This is a genomic window from Nonomuraea sp. NPDC050536 (genome assembly GCF_044457685.1).
In the GTDB taxonomy this organism is placed as follows: Bacteria; Actinomycetota; Actinomycetes; order Streptosporangiales; family Streptosporangiaceae; genus Nonomuraea.
Genome location: NZ_JBITHD010000001.1, coordinates 53,099 through 71,622, shown reverse-complemented (window position 1 = coordinate 71,622; position 18,524 = coordinate 53,099). Strand labels below are relative to the sequence as shown.

24 protein-coding genes are annotated in these 18,524 nt (G+C 70.4%); 13 read left to right on the top strand and 11 right to left on the bottom strand.

Features of this window, described 5'->3' with window-relative positions; genetic code table 11:
• Positions 1–181: 181 nt before the first annotated feature.
• Both ACIBHX_RS00380 and ACIBHX_RS00375 read left to right on the top strand, forming a co-directional pair.
• Entirely contained in the window at positions 182–556 is a 375-nt protein-coding gene (locus ACIBHX_RS00380) for a VOC family protein (protein ID WP_397062753.1), read from the top strand.
• A gap of 335 nt (positions 557–891) precedes the next feature.
• Complete coding sequence (locus ACIBHX_RS00375) at positions 892–1,431, top strand: DUF1062 domain-containing protein (protein ID WP_397062752.1); 540 nt, start codon at positions 892–894, stop codon at positions 1,429–1,431.
• Positions 1,432–1,551: 120 nt separating this feature from the next.
• Here ACIBHX_RS00375 and ACIBHX_RS00370 read toward each other — a convergent pair whose 3' ends face one another.
• The 6 genes from ACIBHX_RS00370 to ACIBHX_RS00345 form a co-directional block, all read right to left on the bottom strand.
• Complete coding sequence (locus tag ACIBHX_RS00370) at positions 1,552–1,803, bottom strand: hypothetical protein (RefSeq protein ID WP_397062750.1); 252 nt, start codon at positions 1,801–1,803, stop codon at positions 1,552–1,554.
• Positions 1,804–1,885: 82 nt separating this feature from the next.
• On the bottom strand, positions 1,886–2,707 hold the full coding sequence (locus tag ACIBHX_RS00365) for a metal-dependent hydrolase (RefSeq protein WP_397062748.1): 822 nt from the start codon (positions 2,705–2,707) through the stop codon (positions 1,886–1,888).
• On the bottom strand, positions 2,704–3,921 hold the full coding sequence (locus ACIBHX_RS00360) for a CynX/NimT family MFS transporter (RefSeq protein WP_397062746.1): 1,218 nt from the start codon (positions 3,919–3,921) through the stop codon (positions 2,704–2,706). Before ACIBHX_RS00360 ends, ACIBHX_RS00365 begins: the two co-directional genes overlap by 4 nt.
• Positions 3,922–4,049: 128 nt before the next feature.
• Positions 4,050–4,508, bottom strand: a complete 459-nt coding sequence (locus ACIBHX_RS00355) for an SRPBCC family protein (protein WP_397062744.1) — start codon at positions 4,506–4,508, stop codon at positions 4,050–4,052.
• 31 nt (positions 4,509–4,539) lie between these two features.
• Entirely contained in the window at positions 4,540–4,920 is a 381-nt protein-coding gene (locus tag ACIBHX_RS00350) for a hypothetical protein (RefSeq protein WP_397062742.1), read from the bottom strand.
• Positions 4,917–5,279: a hypothetical protein gene (locus ACIBHX_RS00345; protein WP_397062740.1), complete on the bottom strand. Its 363-nt coding sequence runs from the start codon at positions 5,277–5,279 to the stop codon at positions 4,917–4,919. Before ACIBHX_RS00345 ends, ACIBHX_RS00350 begins: the two co-directional genes overlap by 4 nt.
• A gap of 50 nt (positions 5,280–5,329) precedes the next feature.
• Between ACIBHX_RS00345 and ACIBHX_RS00340 the strand changes: the two genes are divergently transcribed.
• On the top strand, positions 5,330–5,824 hold the full coding sequence (locus ACIBHX_RS00340) for a DUF523 domain-containing protein (RefSeq protein ID WP_397062739.1): 495 nt from the start codon (positions 5,330–5,332) through the stop codon (positions 5,822–5,824).
• Here ACIBHX_RS00340 and ACIBHX_RS00335 read toward each other — a convergent pair.
• Both ACIBHX_RS00335 and ACIBHX_RS00330 read right to left on the bottom strand, forming a co-directional pair.
• Complete coding sequence (locus ACIBHX_RS00335; RefSeq protein WP_397062737.1) at positions 5,800–6,168, bottom strand: hypothetical protein; 369 nt, start codon at positions 6,166–6,168, stop codon at positions 5,800–5,802. The two genes, ACIBHX_RS00340 and ACIBHX_RS00335, sit on opposite strands and share 25 nt — an antisense overlap.
• Before the next feature lie 57 nt (positions 6,169–6,225).
• The gene (locus ACIBHX_RS00330; RefSeq protein WP_397062735.1) at positions 6,226–6,792 is read right to left on the bottom strand and encodes a TetR/AcrR family transcriptional regulator; all 567 of its coding nucleotides are present in this window, start codon (positions 6,790–6,792) and stop codon (positions 6,226–6,228) included.
• Positions 6,793–6,906: 114 nt separating this feature from the next.
• Between ACIBHX_RS00330 and ACIBHX_RS00325 the strand changes: the two genes are divergently transcribed.
• The 5 genes from ACIBHX_RS00325 (at position 6,907) to ACIBHX_RS00305 (ending at position 11,697) form a co-directional block, all read left to right on the top strand.
• The gene (locus ACIBHX_RS00325; protein ID WP_397062733.1) at positions 6,907–7,452 is read left to right on the top strand and encodes an MFS transporter; all 546 of its coding nucleotides are present in this window, start codon (positions 6,907–6,909) and stop codon (positions 7,450–7,452) included.
• Positions 7,453–7,484: 32 nt separating this feature from the next.
• Positions 7,485–8,477, top strand: coding sequence for an ABC transporter substrate-binding protein (locus ACIBHX_RS00320; RefSeq protein WP_397062731.1), 993 nt, complete (start codon positions 7,485–7,487; stop codon positions 8,475–8,477).
• Positions 8,477–9,463: a FecCD family ABC transporter permease gene (locus tag ACIBHX_RS00315; RefSeq protein ID WP_397062730.1), complete on the top strand. Its 987-nt coding sequence runs from the start codon at positions 8,477–8,479 to the stop codon at positions 9,461–9,463. Before ACIBHX_RS00320 ends, ACIBHX_RS00315 begins: the two co-directional genes overlap by 1 nt.
• Positions 9,460–10,242, top strand: a complete 783-nt coding sequence (locus ACIBHX_RS00310) for an ABC transporter ATP-binding protein (RefSeq protein WP_397062728.1) — start codon at positions 9,460–9,462, stop codon at positions 10,240–10,242. The genes ACIBHX_RS00315 and ACIBHX_RS00310 overlap by 4 nt, the downstream gene beginning before the upstream one ends.
• Before the next feature lie 84 nt (positions 10,243–10,326).
• Complete coding sequence (locus ACIBHX_RS00305) at positions 10,327–11,697, top strand: Dyp-type peroxidase (protein ID WP_397062726.1); 1,371 nt, start codon at positions 10,327–10,329, stop codon at positions 11,695–11,697.
• Here the strand turns inward: ACIBHX_RS00305 and ACIBHX_RS00300 are convergent.
• The gene (locus tag ACIBHX_RS00300) at positions 11,694–12,488 is read right to left on the bottom strand and encodes an SMP-30/gluconolactonase/LRE family protein (protein ID WP_397062725.1); all 795 of its coding nucleotides are present in this window, start codon (positions 12,486–12,488) and stop codon (positions 11,694–11,696) included. The two genes, ACIBHX_RS00305 and ACIBHX_RS00300, sit on opposite strands and share 4 nt — an antisense overlap.
• Positions 12,489–12,670: 182 nt before the next feature.
• On the opposite strand from ACIBHX_RS00300, the gene ACIBHX_RS00295 reads away from it, so the two are divergent.
• The 3 genes from ACIBHX_RS00295 to ACIBHX_RS00285 are packed head-to-tail and all read left to right on the top strand — an operon-like array spanning position 12,671 to position 15,416.
• A complete protein-coding gene (locus tag ACIBHX_RS00295) occupies positions 12,671–13,144 on the top strand; it encodes a hypothetical protein (protein ID WP_397062723.1) in 474 nt (157 codons plus the stop codon).
• A gap of 22 nt (positions 13,145–13,166) precedes the next feature.
• Entirely contained in the window at positions 13,167–14,963 is a 1,797-nt protein-coding gene (nhaA, locus tag ACIBHX_RS00290) for a Na+/H+ antiporter NhaA (protein ID WP_397062721.1), read from the top strand.
• 9 nt (positions 14,964–14,972) lie between these two features.
• Positions 14,973–15,416, top strand: coding sequence for a hypothetical protein (locus ACIBHX_RS00285; protein ID WP_397062719.1), 444 nt, complete (start codon positions 14,973–14,975; stop codon positions 15,414–15,416).
• On the opposite strand, the gene ACIBHX_RS00280 is transcribed toward ACIBHX_RS00285, so the two are convergent.
• A complete protein-coding gene (locus tag ACIBHX_RS00280) occupies positions 15,410–16,171 on the bottom strand; it encodes an SDR family oxidoreductase (protein WP_397062718.1) in 762 nt (253 codons plus the stop codon). The genes ACIBHX_RS00285 and ACIBHX_RS00280 overlap by 7 nt on opposite strands.
• Positions 16,172–16,251: 80 nt before the next feature.
• Here ACIBHX_RS00280 and ACIBHX_RS00275 point away from each other — a divergent pair, with 80 nt between their 5' ends.
• Positions 16,252–17,028, top strand: a complete 777-nt coding sequence (locus ACIBHX_RS00275; protein ID WP_397062716.1) for a hypothetical protein — start codon at positions 16,252–16,254, stop codon at positions 17,026–17,028.
• Here ACIBHX_RS00275 and ACIBHX_RS00270 read toward each other — a convergent pair.
• Positions 17,015–17,467, bottom strand: a complete 453-nt coding sequence (locus ACIBHX_RS00270) for a hypothetical protein (RefSeq protein ID WP_397062714.1) — start codon at positions 17,465–17,467, stop codon at positions 17,015–17,017. The genes ACIBHX_RS00275 and ACIBHX_RS00270 overlap by 14 nt on opposite strands.
• A gap of 46 nt (positions 17,468–17,513) precedes the next feature.
• On the opposite strand from ACIBHX_RS00270, the gene ACIBHX_RS00265 reads away from it, so the two are divergent.
• Positions 17,514–18,488 carry a helix-turn-helix transcriptional regulator gene (locus tag ACIBHX_RS00265; protein WP_397062712.1) on the top strand — a complete coding sequence of 325 codons (975 nt, stop codon included), beginning with the start codon at positions 17,514–17,516 and terminating at the stop codon, positions 18,486–18,488.
• Positions 18,489–18,524: the final 36 nt, after the last annotated feature.

Here is an 18,524-nt window from a genome sequence, read left to right as displayed (position 1 = left end):
GCCCTGATACTGGGCCGTCGCGGTGCTGACACGACCGCTGACACGACACCGCATCAGCCCTGATCCCCACCCGAACCTCTGCCGGCTGTGCCGCGGACAGGGCCTGGTGCCGCTCCCGGGTGCCCACTGCGTCGTTTTAGGGATTTGCTGCGTGCGGTTGATGCGCTCTAGGGTGCCGCTCATGGCTTGTCGCATTTCCGAGCTGGTGATCGAGTGCCGGGATCCGCAACGGCTGGCGGCGTTCTGGTGCGAGGTGCTGGGCTTCATCGTGCTCGACACCGACGACGACGGCGCGGTGGAGATCGGACCACGGGAAGGGTTCGGCGGATTGCAGCCGACTCTGGTCTTCAGCCCCAATGCCGAGCCCAAGGTGGGCAGGCCGCGGCTGCACTTCGACGTCAACGCCACCGACCGCGATCAGGACGCCGAACTCGAACGACTCCTGAAGCTCGGGGCGCGCCCGGCCGACATCGGCCAGACCGGCGAGGAGCCCTGGCACGTCCTGGCCGACCCCGAAGGCAACGAATTCTGCCTCCTGCGAGCCCGCCTGAGCTGAGCACCGGCAAACGCTGGTCGCGGTCATCGTCATGGTGCATCCAAGCGACATCAGCGGCGCGGACCGCAAGCGCCACCTCACCCTGCTCACCACCTCAACCGCCCTCCCCCCCTTCCTCGGCACACGTGACGGCGGTCGCGAAAATGGGTAGATCTTTGGATGGTGGTCGCCTAGCTTGGGTTCTCACCCCTACGTGAGGACTTCGCGCGCATGACGCCGCCTGCTCTTTAGACCTGACACTTCCCTGCGCATCGGTCGCCGACGACGCCGTCGGCTCTGTTTTCCGTGCTCTTCGTCAGGTCTTCAGAGAGATCATGTCTTCACATCCTCATATCGTGCTGCCCTGGGCGGTGCGGCGCACCCACCTGCCTCTGCTCGCCCTCCGGTGCGTGGCCTGCCCTTCCGGCCGCGCCAACATCGGCAACGGCAAGTTCCGCGTCAACGCCAACGGCAAACTTCTCGACGTCTGGCTCCTGGTCAACTGCGTTACCTGCGGCCGGACCAGCAAGCTCACCGTCCACGATCGCGTCCCGGTCCGCTCACTGCCCGCTGACCTTCTGGCCGGTTACTCGGCCAACTCGCCTTCCCTCGTCGTGGATACCCTTCTCGACCCGTTGATCGCCCGGCGCAACCGGTTCGCGCTCGATTGGGACGGATGCTGGGAACTCCACGCACCTCCCGTTCCCGAGGATCCGTGGCCCCTTCAGATCACGGTCACCTTCGACGATCCCGTGCCAGTCCGTCCCGAACGGCTCATCGCTCAGGGATTAGGCATGAGCCGTCATGAGATCGCTCACAGAGTCAAGATCGATATCCCGCTGAACCGCAGGACGAAACAGGATTTCTCATTCGTCCTGGTGTGGTCGGTTCAGTAGGTCCAGCTGTCGGTGCGACGCTCTCCGCCAAGGCAGAAAACGGCTGTGCCGCGTTCTGCCTTGGCCAGGTCGACGCGGATCCAGTCGGCCTTCTTGATGGCACCCGTCCTGCACCCGGGCCTAGGAGGCGGTGCGGTGGCGGGTGGGGATGCCCGCCTCGGCCACCAGGGATTCGAGGTTGGTTCCTGTCCTGGACAGCAGGTGGGCGGCGCCGTTGGCGGGGTCGGCGAGCAGGCCCCAGAGGAGGCGTTCGCCGGTGACCGGGCCCGCTTTCGCCATGGCCACCTCGATGACCTTGCGGGTGTGAGGTGCGAGCGGGATCGAGCCGAGAGGGCCGTGGAGGGTGACGCGAAGCACCAAGGCCCCAGACACGCGCCCACCGATCGGCCGTGCATCCTGCCCGACGTGCGCGGGCTGCACGACTTCTACAAGGTGCCGAGCTGGGGGTGCGGGTTCAGCTTGCTGTGCGGGTGTGCATGGTGAGGGTGGCCTCATCGAGTTCGAGGGAGACCGTCACCGTGCCGAGCTGCGACGTCCGGGTCACGTGCGTGCCACCGCACGGGATGTGGGCCTCGCCGTCCGGCAGCGCGCAGCGCCAGGTACGGCGGGCGGTCAGCGTCGGGCCGGGCACGTCGACCCAGACCGGCGCATCGGCGGCCACCCAGTGCTTGAGGCGCTCGTTGACGGCGCCGGCGACCTGGTCCAGGTCCAGCTCCTCGGCGGAGAAGCCCTTCTTGCGCAGCGACTTGCCCAGCCGGTAGACGTCCACGCTGCCGTACTCGGTGATGCGCGAGGAGGTGATCGCGGTCTGGTCGAAGTCGGGGTTGCCGAGCGCGTCGGTGGCCGTCTCCTTGCGCCAGCGCGGCGCCAGGGCGGCGTTGAGCGCGAGCGCGGCCAAGTGGCAGGCGGTGTGACCGGCCGACAGGGCGGCACGGTAGTCCGCGTCGACGACCAGGTCCACCTCCTCCCCCACGGGAAGCGGGCTGTCGACGACGTGCACCACGAGCCACCGCCATCCCTCGGCGCCCCGCCGTACCGGGATGTCGTCGCCGATGAACAGGCCCTCGTCCGACTCGGCGGCGGTCACGCAGTCGACGACCGGCAGGCCGCCGATCGTGCCGCGGTCGGCGGGCTGGTCGGGCCAGGTGTGGTCGAGCGGGTGGAAGGGCGTCTCGGTGGTGACGAGGCCGTGCCGAGCCCCCGCCGGCACGGCCTCGACGATCTGGGAACGGCCGGTGACCTGGCCTTCCGGGAAGGTGACGACGGTGGAGTTCACGCCTCCATCTTCCCAGCCTCGTCCTCGAGGAAGCGGTTGCGCCCCGCGTACAGGCCGGTCAGCAGCTGCACGCCGACGACGGCGAGCATCATCGTGTACGGCACGGCCCACCCGCCCGTGGCCTCGCGCAGCAGCCCGACCAGCAGCGGTCCGGCGCCGGCGATGAGGTAGCCGGCACTCTGCCCGAAGGCCGACAGCCCGGCGGTCGCCTCGGGCGTGCGGGTGCGCAGGCCGAGCATCATGAGCGCGAGCGGGAACGAGCCCATGCCGATGGACACGAACACCACCCAGACCAGGGCGGTCGAGGGGGGCGCGAGCCACATGCCGAGGAAGCCGATGACGTAGGAGACGACCAGGCCGACGACCATCGGCCGCTGGTCGCGGAAGCGGGAGGCGACGGCGGGCACCACGATCGAAACCGGGATGTTGAGCGCGGTGAAGATGCCCAGGACGAGCCCGGCCTGGCCGGTGGAGAAGCCGTTGTCGGTCAGTATCGTGGCCAACCAGCCGAACATGATGTAGGCGATCATCGACTGGGTGCCGAAGTAGACGGCGACCATCCAGGCCAGCCTGCTCCTGGCGAGGCGGCGGATGCCGGAGTCCTGCTGGCCGGTGTCCCGCTCCGGCTCATTGCGGATGAGCGCAAGCCACGGAATGGCGGCGACGACGGCCAGGAGCGCCCACACGCCGAGCGCGATGTGCCAGTCGCCCGACGCGCGCTCGATCGGCACCGTCGCCGCGGCCGCCAGCATGGTGCCGGCCGCCAGCGCGGTGGTGTAGACGGTGGTCATGATCCCGGTGCGCTTGGGGAAGTGGCGCTTGATGAGGGTGGGGATCAGCACGTTGCCGACCGCGCCGCCCGACAGCGCGAGCGCGCTGCTGAGCAGGAACACGGTCGACGAGCCGACCAGCGAGCGCAGCAGCAGCCCCACGCCGAGCGTGACCAGCGCGAGCAGCAGCAGCCTGTGCTCACCGATACGCCTGGCCAGGGTGGGCGTGATCGCGCCGACCGAGGCGAAGGCCAGCACGGGCAGGGTGGTGAGCAGGCCGGTGCCGACGCTGGACATGCCGAGCCCGGCGGAGAGCTGGTCGAGCAGGGGTCCGACGCTGGTGACGGCCGTCCTGAGGTTGAGCGCGGCCAGGACGATTCCCAGTACGAGCAGCCAGGCAAGGGATCCGGTTCTGGTCCTGGACTCTTGGGCGATGACGCTCATGCGGCCGCCAAACCTCCACTCATCAAATCATGGGACGAATCACCATCCTAACAGGACCGAAATATCCCTTTATTCCTGTCCAGGCCAAAGCCCTCTTCCCCGATCGGGAAGAGGGCGGGCAGGAGCCGTCAGTGGAGCGGCGGGACCTCGCCGCGCCACGCGCCGGTCTCGCCACCGCGCGACTCCACGAAGTCCTTGAAGCGGCGCAGGTCGCCGCGTACCCGCATGCGGACCAGCTGCAGCCAGTCGCCCGCGACCTCGGCGAAGCCCGCGGGGTCGTAGGCCATCTGGAGCGTGACACGGGTGGTGATGTCGTCGAGCCGGTAGAAGGTGACGACGCCGGCCTGGTGCGGCCCGTCGACCGAGCGCCAGGCGATGCGCTCGTCGGGGCGCTGTTCGACGATCTCGGTCTCGAACTCGCGCCTGACCCCGGCGATCTCGGCCACCCAGGCGTTGCGCGTATCGCTGAGCTGCTTGACCGACTCCACGCCTTCCATGAACTCGGGGAAACTCTCGAACTGCGTCCATTGGTTGTAGACCACCCTGACGGGGACCACGATGTCTACGGAGTGCTCGATTGTGCTCATGAGGGGCCCTACTGCCCGGTACGGCGAGCGGTTAACGCCTGCGCAGCAGCCAGTACAGGCCGACCACCGGGAGCACCAGCGGGATGAACAAGTATCCCCTGCCGTAGCCGGACCACACGGTGGCGTGCGGGAAGGCCGCGGGGTCCATGACGCTCGCCGTACCGACGATCAGGACGCCTGCCAGCTCGATGAACAGGGCCACCAGCGCGACGCGGCGGGCGCCGGCGACCAGCGCGACGGTGAGCACGATGTAGACGGCGGCGGCGAAGGCCGACAGCGAGTAGGCCAGCGGCGCCTCGGCGAACTTGGTGGCGATCTGCACGCCCGCCCGCGCCGAGGCGGCCAGCGCGAACAGCCCGTAGAGGCCGACCAGGACCCGGCCTGGCCCCTTGCCGATCGAGGAGGTCGTCATGCGCCGGTCTGCCAGATCTGCAGCAGCCTGCCCGTCATCACCGCGATCGCGAACCCGGCCACGACCAGGATCGCCGACCCCCACCTGCTGCGCTCGGCCAGCGCCAGGAACACCCCCGCGGGCGGGATGATCGCTTGGCCGCCCAGGTAGCCGTACAGCAGGGCCCTGGCGTCCGGCCCCTCGCCGCGCACCATGGCCGCGATCACGAACCCGGCCTGCACGAGCACCAGCACCTCGAGGACGGCGAAGCCGATGAGCAGGACCATGCCCATCGCCCGATCGCGGATCGCGGAGACCAGCGCGGCCAGCGCGAGCAGCAACGACCAGACGATGACGATCGTCGCGAGGGTGGTGTTCACCGGAAAAGGCTATCGCCGGGGCACGCCGGTGGCCGCATAGGATCGGGAGCGTGGAAAGGATCCTGGTCAGTGCCTGCCTGATGGGCCGCAAGGTCCGCTACGACGGCCGGGCCAAGACCAGCTCGGACGCTCAGCTGGCGACCTGGCGGCAGGAGGGGCGGCTGGTGCCGTTCTGCCCGGAGGTCGAGGGCGGGCTGCCGACACCGCGCCCCGCGGCCGAGATCGAGGGCGGCGTGGGCGGCGCCGCCGTGCTGTCGGGCGCCGCCAGGGTGCTGGCCACCGACGGCTCCGACGTGACGGGCGAGTTCCTGGCGGGCGCGCAGGCCGCGCTGACCGTGGCGACCTCGTTCGGCATCAAGGTGGCGGTGCTCAAGGAGGGCAGCCCGTCGTGCGGCGCGCTGTCGATCTACGACGGCACGTTCCGCGGCCGCCGCACGCCCGGCCAGGGCGTCACCGCGGCGCTGTTCGAGCTGAACGGCATCCGCGTCTTCACCGAGGACCACGTGGCCGAGGCGGCCGACTACCTGCGCACTCTGGAGACGTAGAGCGCGCCGCTCAGGCCGAGCCCGAGCAGGGCGGCCATGACGCGGTGGTACCAGGTGTCGAGCGCGGTCGCCGGGGCCGCACCGAGCCCCAGCGAAAGGACCCCGAGCAGCACGCCTGCCAGCGCGAAGGCGTGCGAGTACAGGAGGGGGTCCCAGGAGGCGCGCGACCGGTAGGCGCCGCCGAGCAGCGCGAGCCCGCACAGCGTCTCGGCGACGACGGCCGGGATGATCACCGGCTCGCGCAGCTGCCCGAGTGTGATCCCGGCGTGCAGCAGCGCGAACGTGAAGAAGACGACCGCGTAGAACACCGAGAGCGCGCGGAGCGCCTTCCTGAGTGCGTCCATGCGCTCACGCTCGCAGTTTCGCCCCCCAGGGAAATCCTCCCCGGGGAGACGATCGGGCTACGCCGCGGAGAGCATGCGCCGCACCAGCCGGATCACCTCGTCGATGGTGACCTGGGCCTCCTGGTCGGACTCGCAGGCGGCCACCTCCCTGCCCGCCTCGCCCATCACGGTGGTCAGCAGCACGACCAGGACGTGGCTCTCCCTGCTGTCATCCAGGCCGAGCAGGCGCTTGTTGCCGCCGATCCAGTCCCAGCCGCGCTGCCTGCGCAGGGTGGCGAACTCGGCGGGCCCGTCGTTCTCCAGGAACAGCCTGGCCACCTCGCGCTGCTCCCACGAGCCCTCCAGGTAGGCGCGGGCCCCGGCCAGGAAGCGCTCGGTGGTGCCGTCGACGGCCTTGGCCGCCCGGTGCGTGCGGTCCTCCTGGTTGCGCATGAACTGCTCCCACAGCGACAGGAACAGCCCGGGTTTGCCGCCGAAGTGGTGGTAGAGGCTTCCGACGCTGATGCCGGAGGCGTCCACGATGTCGGCCACGGTGGCCTCGCCGTACCCCTTGGCCAGGAAGACCTCGCGAGAGGCGCGCAGCAGCGCCTGCCTGGTGCCGCTCGCCCGTCCCCAGCGCGCCATCAGCACTCCCCGGCGATCGCGGCGTCTCTAAGAGCTCGACGCATGACAGGCATTATGTACGAGGCGAAGGCGCCAGGCGGGACCGGAGAGATCGCGTGCGAGGATGGGGCCGTCATGCGTGCCACCCCCTTGTTCCGTCTCGCCCGCGCCGCGGTGTTCGCCGCCGTGTGCCTGGGACTGGGCCTGGTGGCGCACACCGTGGCGGGGGGCACCGTGAGCCTGCCGACCGCCGCCACGGGCCTGGCGCTGTCGTCCGTGGCCGCGCTCCCGCTGACGGGCAGGGAACGCGGACTGCCGGTGATCCTGCCGGTGCTGGGCGCGGTCCAGGCCGCCATGCACGTGGTGTTCGCCGCCGCGCACGGCATCCCGCAAGGGCAGACGTTCGCGCACTGCGTCGACCCGGGCTTCGGCATGATCGTGCTGCACGGGACGGCGGTCACGCTGACCGCGATCTGGCTGGCCAGGGGCGAGGCCGCCTGCTGGGCGCTGCTGCGCCTGCTCGTCACCGGACTCCTGCGCTTCCTGATCGCCTTTCTCACCCCAGAAGCCCCCAAAGCACCAAATTTCCCGGCATTTCGTGCAGTACGGCAGGCCACCCCAGACCGAACCCCGGTCACACGGCGAGGTCCCCCATCCGTGGTCGGCAACACCCTGACCTGACCACGGAAACATCTGAAAGGACCTCACCAGCCATGCGCCTGACGCATGCTCTCTTCGCCGTGCTCGCACTCTCCGCGTGCGCCCCCGCCTCCACCCAGCCGGCCACCACCCAGAAGGCGGCCCCCGGCTACCCCGTCACGATCACGAACTGCGGCCGGCCGTACTCCTTCACCGCGCCGCCCCGCCGTACCGTCCTGATGAGCGGCGGCGCGGTCGGCCAGGTGTCGGCGCTGCTGGCACTCGGCCTGGACCAGCAGATCGCGGGCAACGCCCAGTCCTACGGCACCTCCGACGTGCCCGGCAGGCAGGCGGCCATCGACCGGCTGCCCAAGGTGAAGATCCAGCAGGGCGGCTTCGACATCTCCCGCGAGACGATGCTGTCGCTGCGACCCGACTTCGTCATCGGCACCACCAGCTACGACTTCGACGCGCAGAACGGCTACGCCACCCGCGACGAGCTCGCGGCGGTCGGGGCGAACTCGTGGCTGCCGAACTCGACCTGCGGCAAGACGGGCACGATCAACGGCACGCAGACGATCGAGGACAGCTACGGGATGCTGCGCGACTTCGGCAAGATCTACGGAGTCAGCGCCAAGGCCGAGCGGCTCATCGCCGAATCCAAGCGGCAGATCGCCGCGATAGCCGACAAAGTGCGCGACGAACCCAAGCCCAGGGTGATGTACATCATCCCCGGCATGAGCATGGGCTCGGCCGAGTTCAGCTCGATCGGCGGCAACGGCATCTGGAACGACATCTTCGCCAAGGCGGGCGCCGTCAACGCCTTCCACGGCCAGGAGGTGTTCCTGAACCTCAGCAAGGAGCAGGTGGCCAAGACGGACGTGGACGCCGTCGTCATCATCAACTGGCGCAACCCCGACCCGGACGCCGAGGCCAGGAAGCTGTTCGCCGAGTTCCCGCAGTGGGGCAAGAAGTACGTGGTGCTCTCCGACTCGGCCTATCTCGGCCCGGACAACGCGGTCGCGGTGGAGCGCATCGCCAGGATGCTGCACCCGGACCGGTTCTGATGCCGCGCAGAATCCCCCTCCTGCCGGTGCTCGTCATCCTGGCGGCAGCGCTCGCGCTGGCGATGCTGGTGGCGGTCGGCGTCGGCTCGGTCACGATCCCGCTCGGCAGGACGTGGGCGGTCGTCACCGGCCACGGCGACCCGATCGACGCCCGCATCCTGATCGACTACCGCATCCCGCGGGTGCTGCTGGCCGCGCTGGCGGGCGCGGGCCTGTCGATCGCGGGCGCGGTGCTGCAGACGCTGGTCACCAACCCGCTGGCCGACCCGTACGTGCTGGGCATCTCCTCCGGCGCGTCGGTGGGCGCGGTGCTCGTGATGATCGTCGGCGTGAGCGGGCTCGGCGTCTCGTCGGCCGCGTTCGCCGGGGCGATGGCCGCGGCGCTGCTGGTGTACACGCTGGGCCAGCGGCGCGGCCGGCTGACCCCGACCCGGCTGGTGCTGGCCGGCGTGGCCGTGGGCTCGGTGCTGCTGGCGGTCACCAGCTACCTGCAGCTGCGCGCCGACCCGGCCGAGCTGAAGAAGGTGATGTTCTGGATGCTCGGCAGCGTCGCGGGCGCGCACTGGGAGCAGCTGCCCCCGGTCGCGGCCACGGTGCTGGCCTGCACGCTGGGTTTGATCCTGTACGGCAGGCGGCTCAACGCCCTGGTCACCGGGGAGGAGTCGGCGACCGCGCTCGGCATCGACGTCAGGCGGGTCCGCATCGCGCTGCTGGTGGTCTCCTCCCTGCTGACGGGCGCCGTGGTGGCCGTGGCGGGCGGGATCGGGTTCGTCGGCCTGATGATCCCGCACCTGGTACGGCTGGCGTTCGGCACCGACCACCGGCGGCTGCTGCCGCTGGCGGCGCTGGTGGGCGCGATCTTCATGGTGCTCGTGGACCTGCTGTCGCGAACCGCCGACCGGCCTTCCGAGCTGCCGCTGGGCATCTTCACCGCGGTGTTCGGCGCGCCGTTCTTCCTGTGGCTGCTGCGCAGGGAGGAGGCATGAGGCTGCGGGTCGACGACGTCCGGGTGCGCCTGGGTGGGACCCCGGTGCTGCACGGCGTCAGCCTGACGGCAGAGCCCGGGCAGGTCGTGGGCTTGGTGGGACCGAACGGCAGCGGCAAGTCCACGCTCCTGCGCACGATCTACCGGTCGGTGCGTCCGGAGGCGGGAACGGTTCGCCTCGATGAGCACGACGTGTGGGCGGGCTCGGCACGGGCGGCGGCCAGGCAGATCGCGGCCGTGCTGCAGGACGACACCACCCCGCCCGGCATGACGGTCAAGGAGGTGGCCGAGCTCGGGCGGACGCCGCACCACGGGCTGTTCGACCGGGACGGGCCGCAGGACGCGGCCGCGGTCGAGGAGGCCATGAAGCAGGCGGGCGTCCTGGCGATGGCCGCCAGGCCGTTCGGCTCGCTGTCGGGCGGCGAGCGGCAGCGCGTCCACCTGGCCAGGGCGCTGGCGCAGCGGCCGCGGCTGCTGGTGCTCGACGAGCCCACCAACCATCTCGACATCCGGGCCAGGTTCGAGCTGCTCGATCTGGTCAGGGCGCTCGGCGTGACGACCGTGGCGGTGCTGCACGAGCTGGACCTGGCGGCCCGGGCGTGCGACACGCTGGTCGTGCTGCACGGCGGCCGGGTCGCGGCGGCGGGCCCGGTGCTTGACGCCCTCACCCCGCAGATCCTGGCCGAGGTGTTCGGTGTCAGCGCGGCGGCCGCGTGCTCCGCGGACGGGGTGGTCAGGATCACCTACGGGGCGGAGCCGCTGAAGATCCCCCGGAGTTAGCGCAACTTTGCCGGGCCCCCGGGAGTCACACACATAGCGATCAGGGGGCCCGGCACGTCGCCACACCAACGGGAGGATCCGGCTATGCCTGTGGACCTGAACAACGCACGACCCCTGGCCTGGGATTCGGCCACGCTCGACGCGGACACCCGCGAGATGCTGAACAACCTCCAGCCCAACATCCTGCGCGCGCACGTGCGCGAGCACCTGTCGGTGCTGTTCGTCCGCTTCAACGACGTGGCCGAGGGACGGCGCTTCCTGCGCGACCTCGCCACGACGCGGATGAAGTCCGCGCGTCAGCACCTGGAGGAGGTGCGCGACTTCAACCGCGGCGACCGGCGTGGCACGCCGTACGTCGGGATGGGCATCAGCAAGGCCGGCTACCGCGACCTGGGGCACTCGGTGGAGGACATGCGGCGCTTCGGCGACAAGGTCTTCCGCGACGGCATGAAGCGGCGCATCGCCGAGGTGAACGACCCGGCCGTGGACCAGTGGGAGAACACCTACCAGCGGGAGATCCACGCGGTCATCCTGATCGGCGACGCCGACCCCGAGCCGGTCGCCGAGCTGCGCGAGGAGATCATCGGCAAGCTGCCGCAGAGCGCGCGCCTGCTGGGCGAGGAGACCGGCCAGGGCATGCGCAACCCCGACGGCAACGGCATCGAGCACTTCGGCTACGTCGACGGCCGCAGCCAGCCCCTGTTCGTCAAGGACGAGGTGGACAAGGAGCCGCACCAGCACTGGAACCCGGCGTTCCCGCTGAGCAACATCCTGGTCGCCGACCCGCTCGCGCCGAACCCTGGCCGCCACTTCGGCAGCTACTTCGTCTTCCGCAAACTGGAGCAGAACGTGCGCGCGTTCAAGGAGATCGAGCGCGACCTGGCCGACGGCCTGGGCCTGACCGGCGCCGACCGCGACAGGGCGGGCGCCATGCTGATCGGCCGTTTCAAGGACGGCACCCCGCTGACGCTCAAGCCGAAGGCGGCCGGCGGCCCGGTCGTCAACGACTTCACCTTCGACGCCGACACCGGGTCGAAGTGCCCCTTCAGCGGTCACATCCGCAAGACCAACCCGCGCTCGTTCGGCCGCGAGGTGCTCATGGCCCGCCGCGGCCAGACGTACGGCGAGCGGACCGACGACCCGTGGGACGGCTCTCCGCCGGAGGCCCGCCCGAGCGGGGAGGTCGGCCTGCTGTTCATGGCGTTCAACGCCAGCCTGCTGAGCCAGTTCGAGTTCACGCAGCAGAGCTGGGCGGACAACCCCGGCTTCCAGAACGAGGGCACCGGCCACGACCCGGTCATCGGCCAGGGCAAGCGCGAGGTGAAGGTCACCTTCCCCAAGGTCTGGGGCAAGCCGGAGCTGTCGCCGCCGCAGCATCAGGTGGAGCAGACGATCACGATGCTGGGCGGCGAGTACTTCTTCATGCCGTCGCTGGCCTACCTGCGCAACCTCTAGGGGCGGCCGGCGTGCGGCACTGAAACCTCCACCGCTTGGACCTGTCCGGTGCGGCCGGGGTCCTTCATCGCCTCCTCCATGCCGGGCCAGACGGCGTTGAGCACGTACAGGGTGCCGTCGCCCAGCATGCAGGCGAAGCAGCCCCGGTCGGCCTGGACGGTCTGCAGGACCTGGCCGCCCTCGCGGACGCGCACGCACCGCTGGTTCGGCACGTCGGCGTACCAGACGGCGCCCTCGGCGTCGAGGCAGATCCCGTCGGGGAAGCCGTCGCCGCAGTCGGCCCAGACGCGGCGCCCGGAAAGGGTGCCGTCCTCGGCGATGTCGAAGGCGGTGAGCCGGTTGGCGTGCGACTCGGCCACGATCAGCGTCGAGCCGTCGTCACTGATGGCCATGCCGTTGCCCCAGGCCAGTTCGGCGGCGACCTCGGTGGCCCGGCCGTCAGGGGTGACCAGGACGAGGTTGGCGCCGTTGACGTAGGCGTTGCCGCGGGCGTCGACGACCAGTTCGTTGAACACCTGGCCCAGCGGCGTCAGGTCGGCGTGGGTGACCAGCGTCCCGTCGGGCTCGCGGCGCAGCAGCCGCCCCTCCTGCCCGGCGACGACCAGCTCACGCCCGTCGGGCAGCCAGTCGATGCTGAAGGGGATCCAGGTGGGGACGGTGAACTCGACCCGGCTCTCGCCCGCGGGATCGATGCTGATGATCTCACCCGCACCCCAGTTGGCCAGCCAGAGTCGGCCGTCGTGCCAGCGGGGGGATTCCGGCAGGCCCAGCCCGGTGAGCAGCGTCTTCATGATGCGATCCTCTCTCTCACCTGGATATACGAAGCCACTGGCCGGATTTCGACACGAACTTTGTGTCAATTTCCAGCATCAAACCGGATATGACAAAAATGCTTGCCGCAGCGGCATTAATCGTGATTTCTGGCTCCATCGTGTCCGTTACTCCGGCTCAGGCCGCGACCGCAACGTGTCCCGTGGCCTCGAAGGCCGAGGCCAAGCGTTCGTACAACGCCAAGGCAGACACGCCCCCGCGGGGCGCCGAGGCCATCAAGGGCGCCCGCGTCGGATACATCCCCGAGGGCTTCAGCTCCGGCCAGGTCGTCGTCAACAAGCACCACGGCGTCACCGAGTACGGCTACCAGTGGACCGACAAGCGGTCCGACACCGACCCGAAGGCCCGCACCCTGTGGGTGCGGGTGGTCTGCTGGTCCAAGGCGGGCAAGCTCTCCCAGCTCAAGAACGCCCCCTTCGACGTGGGCACGTTCTCGGGTGACACGAAGGTCGCCACGCTCGGCGGACGCAAGGTGCTCACCATGAAGGGCGACGGCGCGCTCGGCACGGGACTCCTGGTCGGCTGGGTGGAGCGCAAGGGCACGGTCGTCACGGTCATGGCCAGCCAGCCCGTGGTCGGGGACCTCGACAAGATCGTGGCGGGCATCCGGCTATGATCTCCCAGGGGGAGATTCGGGGATGTTTCGGGCGTTCTTCAAGACCGAGGTGGGCAGCACCAGCCTGCTGCTGATCGCGACGGTGCTGGCCCTGCTCTGGGCCAACTCGCCGTTCGGCGACACCTACGAGGCGTTCTGGCACATCCCCATGGGCCTGTCCTTCGGTCAGGCCGAATTCTCCCTCGACCTGCGCCACTGGGTGAACGACGGGCTGATGACGATCTTCTTCTTCGTCATCGGCCTGGAGATCTCCTACGAGGTACGGCTCGGCCAGCTGCGTGACCGGCGGCTCATCGCCGTCCCCTCCGTGGCGGCCCTCGGCGGGATGATCGTCCCGGCCGCGGTGTACCTGATGCTCAACGCCGGCGGCCCCGGCGCGGGCGGGTGGGGTGTGCCCATCGCCACCGACACCGCGTTCGTGCTCGGGCTGCTGGCCATCGTGGGCGCCCGCTGCCCGGATCCACTCCGGGCCTTCCTGCTGACGCTGGCCATCGTGGACGACGTGCTGGCGATCATCATCATCGCCGTCTTCTACACGGCCAGCCTGTCGGTGCCCGCGCTGGTCACGGCCGCGGTGCTGCTGGCGGCGATCGTGACGCTGCGCTGGCTGAAGATCTGGCGGGCGCCCGCCTACATCGTGCTCGGCTTCGCGCTGTGGGTGGCGACGCTGGAGAGCGGTGTCCATCCGACGCTGGTCGGGATCGCGCTGGGCGTGCTGGTACTGGTGTACGCGCCGAGCGACCACAAGCTGCTGCGGGCCGGTGAGGCCGTGCAGGAGTTCACCAGCGACCCGAGCGCGGAGGCGGCCCGTCAGGCGGCGCGCAGCGTCAAGAGGGCGGTCTCGGTCAACGAGCGGCTGCAGCTCCTGCTGCACCCGTGGAGCAGCTACGTCATCGTGCCGATCTTCGCGCTGGCCAACGCCGGCGTGCGGCTCGACGCCGACACGCTGCGGGCGGCGACCACCTCGCCCATCGCCATCGGCGTGGCGGCCGGGCTGGTGCTCGGCAAGGTCATCGGCATCTCGATCGGCACGTGGCTGCCGCTCAAGCTCAACTGGGGCGTGCTGCCCGGCAACCTGGTCTGGGGCCAGCTGCTGGGCGGCGCCGCGGTGTCGGGCATCGGCTTCACCGTGGCGCTGTTCATCGTCGACCTCGCCTTCGACGACCCCGCCGTCCAGAACCAGGCCAAGATCGGCATCCTGGCCGGGTCGCTGACGTCGGCGCTGATCGGCTGGATCATCTTCAAGCTGGCCTGGGACCGGGGCGGTGTGTGCGCGCCGCCCGACGCCGAGCCGGAGGAAGAGCTGCCTGAGCTGCTGTCGGTGCCGGTCGGGCCGGACGACCACGTGCGCGGCCCGAAGGACGCCGCGGTGACGATCGTGGAGTACGGCGACTTCGAGTGCCCGTTCTGCGGGCGGCTGCACCCGATCATGGAGGAGGTGCTCAAGCGCCACCCCGAGGTGCGGATCGTGTTCCGGCACTTCCCTCTGCGCACCCTGCACCCGCGGGCGGTGGCCGCGGCGCTGGTGGCCGAGGCGGCCGCCGACGAGGGGCGCTTCTGGGAGATGCACGACATCCTCTTCGACAACCAGCGCTTCCTGACCGACTCCGACCTGGCCCACTACGCCGCCGAGCTCGACGTCGAGCCGTGGGCCGACGTGCCAGGCCACAAAGCCAGGGTCGCCGCCGACGAGCAGTCGGGCTACGACAGCGGGGTGCGGGGCACGCCCACGCTGTTCATCAACGGCGTGCGCTATCAGGGTGGCCTGGACCTGGCCTCGATCAGCCGGGCGGTGGAACGGGCAAGCGTTTCCCCATAAGGTCGCGGCGTGGGAAATCTTTGGATCCTCGCCTTCGGCGTCCTCCAGCTCATCGTCCTGATCGCGGGCATCTTCGTGACCGCGTTCGCCAAGAGCCACCGTGGCAGGGGCGCGATGCTCGGCATGTTCGGCTGCATCCTCCTGTTGGTCGGCGTGATCTGGCAGGTTCTCTACAGCCTGTTCCTTCCGGAGCTGGTGCGTTCGTTCGATCTGTCCTTCAGTTCACCGCTCATCTACGCCGGGAGCGCCGTCGGCATCCTGATTGACATGGCGGGAACCCTTTTGCTGGTCTTCGGGGTGGCGGCCCGCTCCAACCCCGCGGAGCAGCCCGCGCCCGTCTACCAGCAGCAGTGGCCGGCTCCCGGATGGCAGCAACCCCAGCAGCCGCAGCCGGGCCAGCAGCAGCCCGGGTGGCCGCCGCAGCAGCCGCCTTACGGCCAGCAGGGTCAGTGACCTGTCAGGTACTCGCGCCAGGTGATCTTCCCCGTGGGCCGGGCCCGCGTCGTCAGGTGCCCGGCTCTGAAGGCCCGCCCCAGCCTGCCGGGGATCCGGATCCGCAGCACCCGCCCGCTCCTGCCGCGCGCCCGTAGCCACGTCTCCAGCAGCTCGCCCGCGCCGATCACCTCGGGCCCGCCGTACTCCGTGATGCCGCCGAGCGGGCCGCCGCGTATCCGTGAGACCAGCTCGACGGCCACGTCCCGCACGTCGACGGGCTGCACGGGGAGGCCGGGATCGATGACCCGGACGCGGAACCGCGTCATCAGCGTGAAGCCCTGCGCCACGAACTCGTGGAACTGCGTCGCCCGCACGATCGTGTACGGCACGCCGCTCGCCTTGATCAGCCGCTCGGCCTTGATCTTGGAGCCGTAGTAGCCCAACGGCACCCGGTCGGCGCCGACGATCGAGACGTAGATCACGTGCCGCTCCCCCGCGGCCCGCAGGAGCCGCGCGGTACCGCCCTGCTCCACCCGGTCGGTGTAGCGGCCCCGGTAGGGCGCCGAGGCCAGGTGCACGATCGTGTCCACCCCGTCCACGGCCGCCGCCAGGCCCTGCCCGGTGGTCAGGTCCACGACCACCCACCGCACGCCGCCCTCCGACGGTCGCGCGGTACGGCTGGCGGCGCGCACCTCGAACCCCTCGCGGGCCAGCACGTCGATCAACACCCGGCCGAGCCTGCCGCTCGCTCCAGTCACCAGAACCCTTGTCATGCAGACAGGACGGCGCACCCGCCCGAGATGTGACAATGTCGGGGTAGATTTCCGCGCCCGGACGTCAGCCCGAGGGGATCATGACGCCACAGCAGCCCTGGCCTCAACAGCCCGATCCCAACCGGACCGTGCGCCACCGCTGGCCGCAGCCGCCCCCGCCACAGCCGCCGGAGCCACCTGGCACCCAGCGCCTGCAGTACACGCCGGACATGTTCCCCGACGTCCAGCAGTACGAGGCCAAACCGCCCAGGTCCGCCTGGTGGTGGGTGATCCTCGTCGGCGGGCTCGCGGTGATCGTGGCCGGCGCGGCGGTCGCGGTCATCCTGTGGTCGCGCGGCAGCCAGCCCGAGACCCGCAAACCGCGTCACACCTCCTCCTCGGCCGCGGCCCATGGCGCCGCCCGGGTCACCGACTCGGCGGCGCACCTGTCGTACCCGGTCCCGGCGGGGTGGACGAAGGCCGAGGACGGCCTGGCCCAGCCGTACAGCTCGGGGCTGAAGCGCGACGGCGGGATCGTGCGGGCGTTCATGCAGCCGGGCGCGCCCGGCGCCCAGGCCAGCATCGAGCAGCTGCAGGCCCAGGCGCGGGTGGTCGCCGAGCAGCAGGCGCGCAGCCTGCTGCCGGGCACCAGCACGGTCCAGGGCGTCGAGACCAGGGCGGTGCAGGTCGGCGGGCGCGCCGCGGCGTCGGCCTCGTTCACGCTGGCCTTCCAGCGGCAGGATCCGGCCTACGTGCGTGTGGTGGCGGTGCCGACGGGCGACGACACGATCTCCTACCTGCTGGCCGCCCTGTCGCCCGACGGCGACGTGACGCGGCGCGCGGTCGACCAGATCCTGGACGACGTCACGCCCGGGTGAACTCCATCGTCCAGTTGGTCTCCCACGTCTGCTCGCCGTCGACGGAGAAGGCCTGCTCCCAGCGGCAGGCGTCCGGGCCGTGCACGGTCCAGATGAAGCGGCAGCGCACCGGCGTGCCCTCGTGCTCGTCGTCGGCGTAGAAGACGCCTCTGTTGCCCTCGAAGCGCCCGACGAGCGGTTTGGTGTCCATCTTCGGGTCCAGGCTGCTGATCCAGTAGATCGACCACAGCTCGGTCGCCGGGTCGTACAGGCGCACGGTCATCCCCTTGGCGCCGCCGGCGGGGAAGCTGATCTCGTCGACGTTGGCGCCGCCGTCGAACGTCCGCCAGCAGCGGCTCCTGCCCTCGAACTCGTCCCAGTCGTCGCTGCCCGCCAGGCGCTTCTTGAGCTTGCGGTTGGCCGAGATCCACTCGCCCTCGAGAAAGTCGAAATCGTTCATGCGGGCGACCGTAAGCCGCATTCGCTGACAGGTAGTGTCAGCGTCAATGCGCGCATCTCGCCTCGTCTCGATCCTCCTGCTGCTGCAGACGCGCGGCAGGATGACCGCGCGCGAGCTGGCCACCCGGCTCGAGGTGTCCGCGCGCACGATCTACCGCGACATCGAGTCGCTGCACGCCGCGGGCATCCCGCTGTACGGCGACGCGGGCCCGAACGGCGGCTACCAACTGCTCGACGGCTACCGGACCCGGCTGACCGGGCTGACCGGCGACGAGGCGGAATCGCTGTTCCTGGCCGCGCTGCCGGGTCCGGCGGCCGAGCTCGGGCTGGGCGCGGTGGTGGCGGCGGCGCAGCTCAAGCTGATGGCGGCGCTGCCGGTCGAGCTGCGCGACCGGGCCGGGCGGATCCAGGAGCGCTTCCACCTGGACGCGCCGTCCTGGTACCGCGATCCTGAGCAGGTCACGCACCTGCCCGCGGTGGCCGACGCCGTGTGGGACTCCCACGCCATCCAGATCCGCTACCGGCGCTGGCGCGAGCCGGAGGAGGTCGAGCGCCGCCTGGAACCCTACGGGCTGGTGCTCAAGGCGGGCCGCTGGTACGTGGTCGCCGGATGTGGCGACCAGATCCGGACTTATCGCGTTTCGCAGATCTTGTCGCTGCATCCGCTGCCGTCACGCTTCACCCGGCCAGCCTCCTTCTCCCTGGCCGACTTCTGGCGCCGCTACACCGAGGAGTTCGAGGCCAGCCTGCGACGCGGCCAGGCCTGCCTGCGGCTGTCGCCTGCCGGGTTCGAGCGGCTGGGGCACCTGATGACGCCCGGCGTGGTGAGTGCGGCGGCGGCCACCGCCTCGGAGCCTGACGGGGCGGGTTGGGTGCGGGTGACCGTACCGATCGAGTCTGTCGCGCACGCCACCGGCGAGTTCCTGCGGCTGGGCGGGGAGATGGAGGTCCTGTCGCCGCCCGAGCTGCGCGAGAGCGTGGCGGCCACGGCGGCCGAGATCGCACGACGGCACGGGTGTTAAGCGTTTCGCAAGTCCCGTCCGCCACGCTGGCAACAG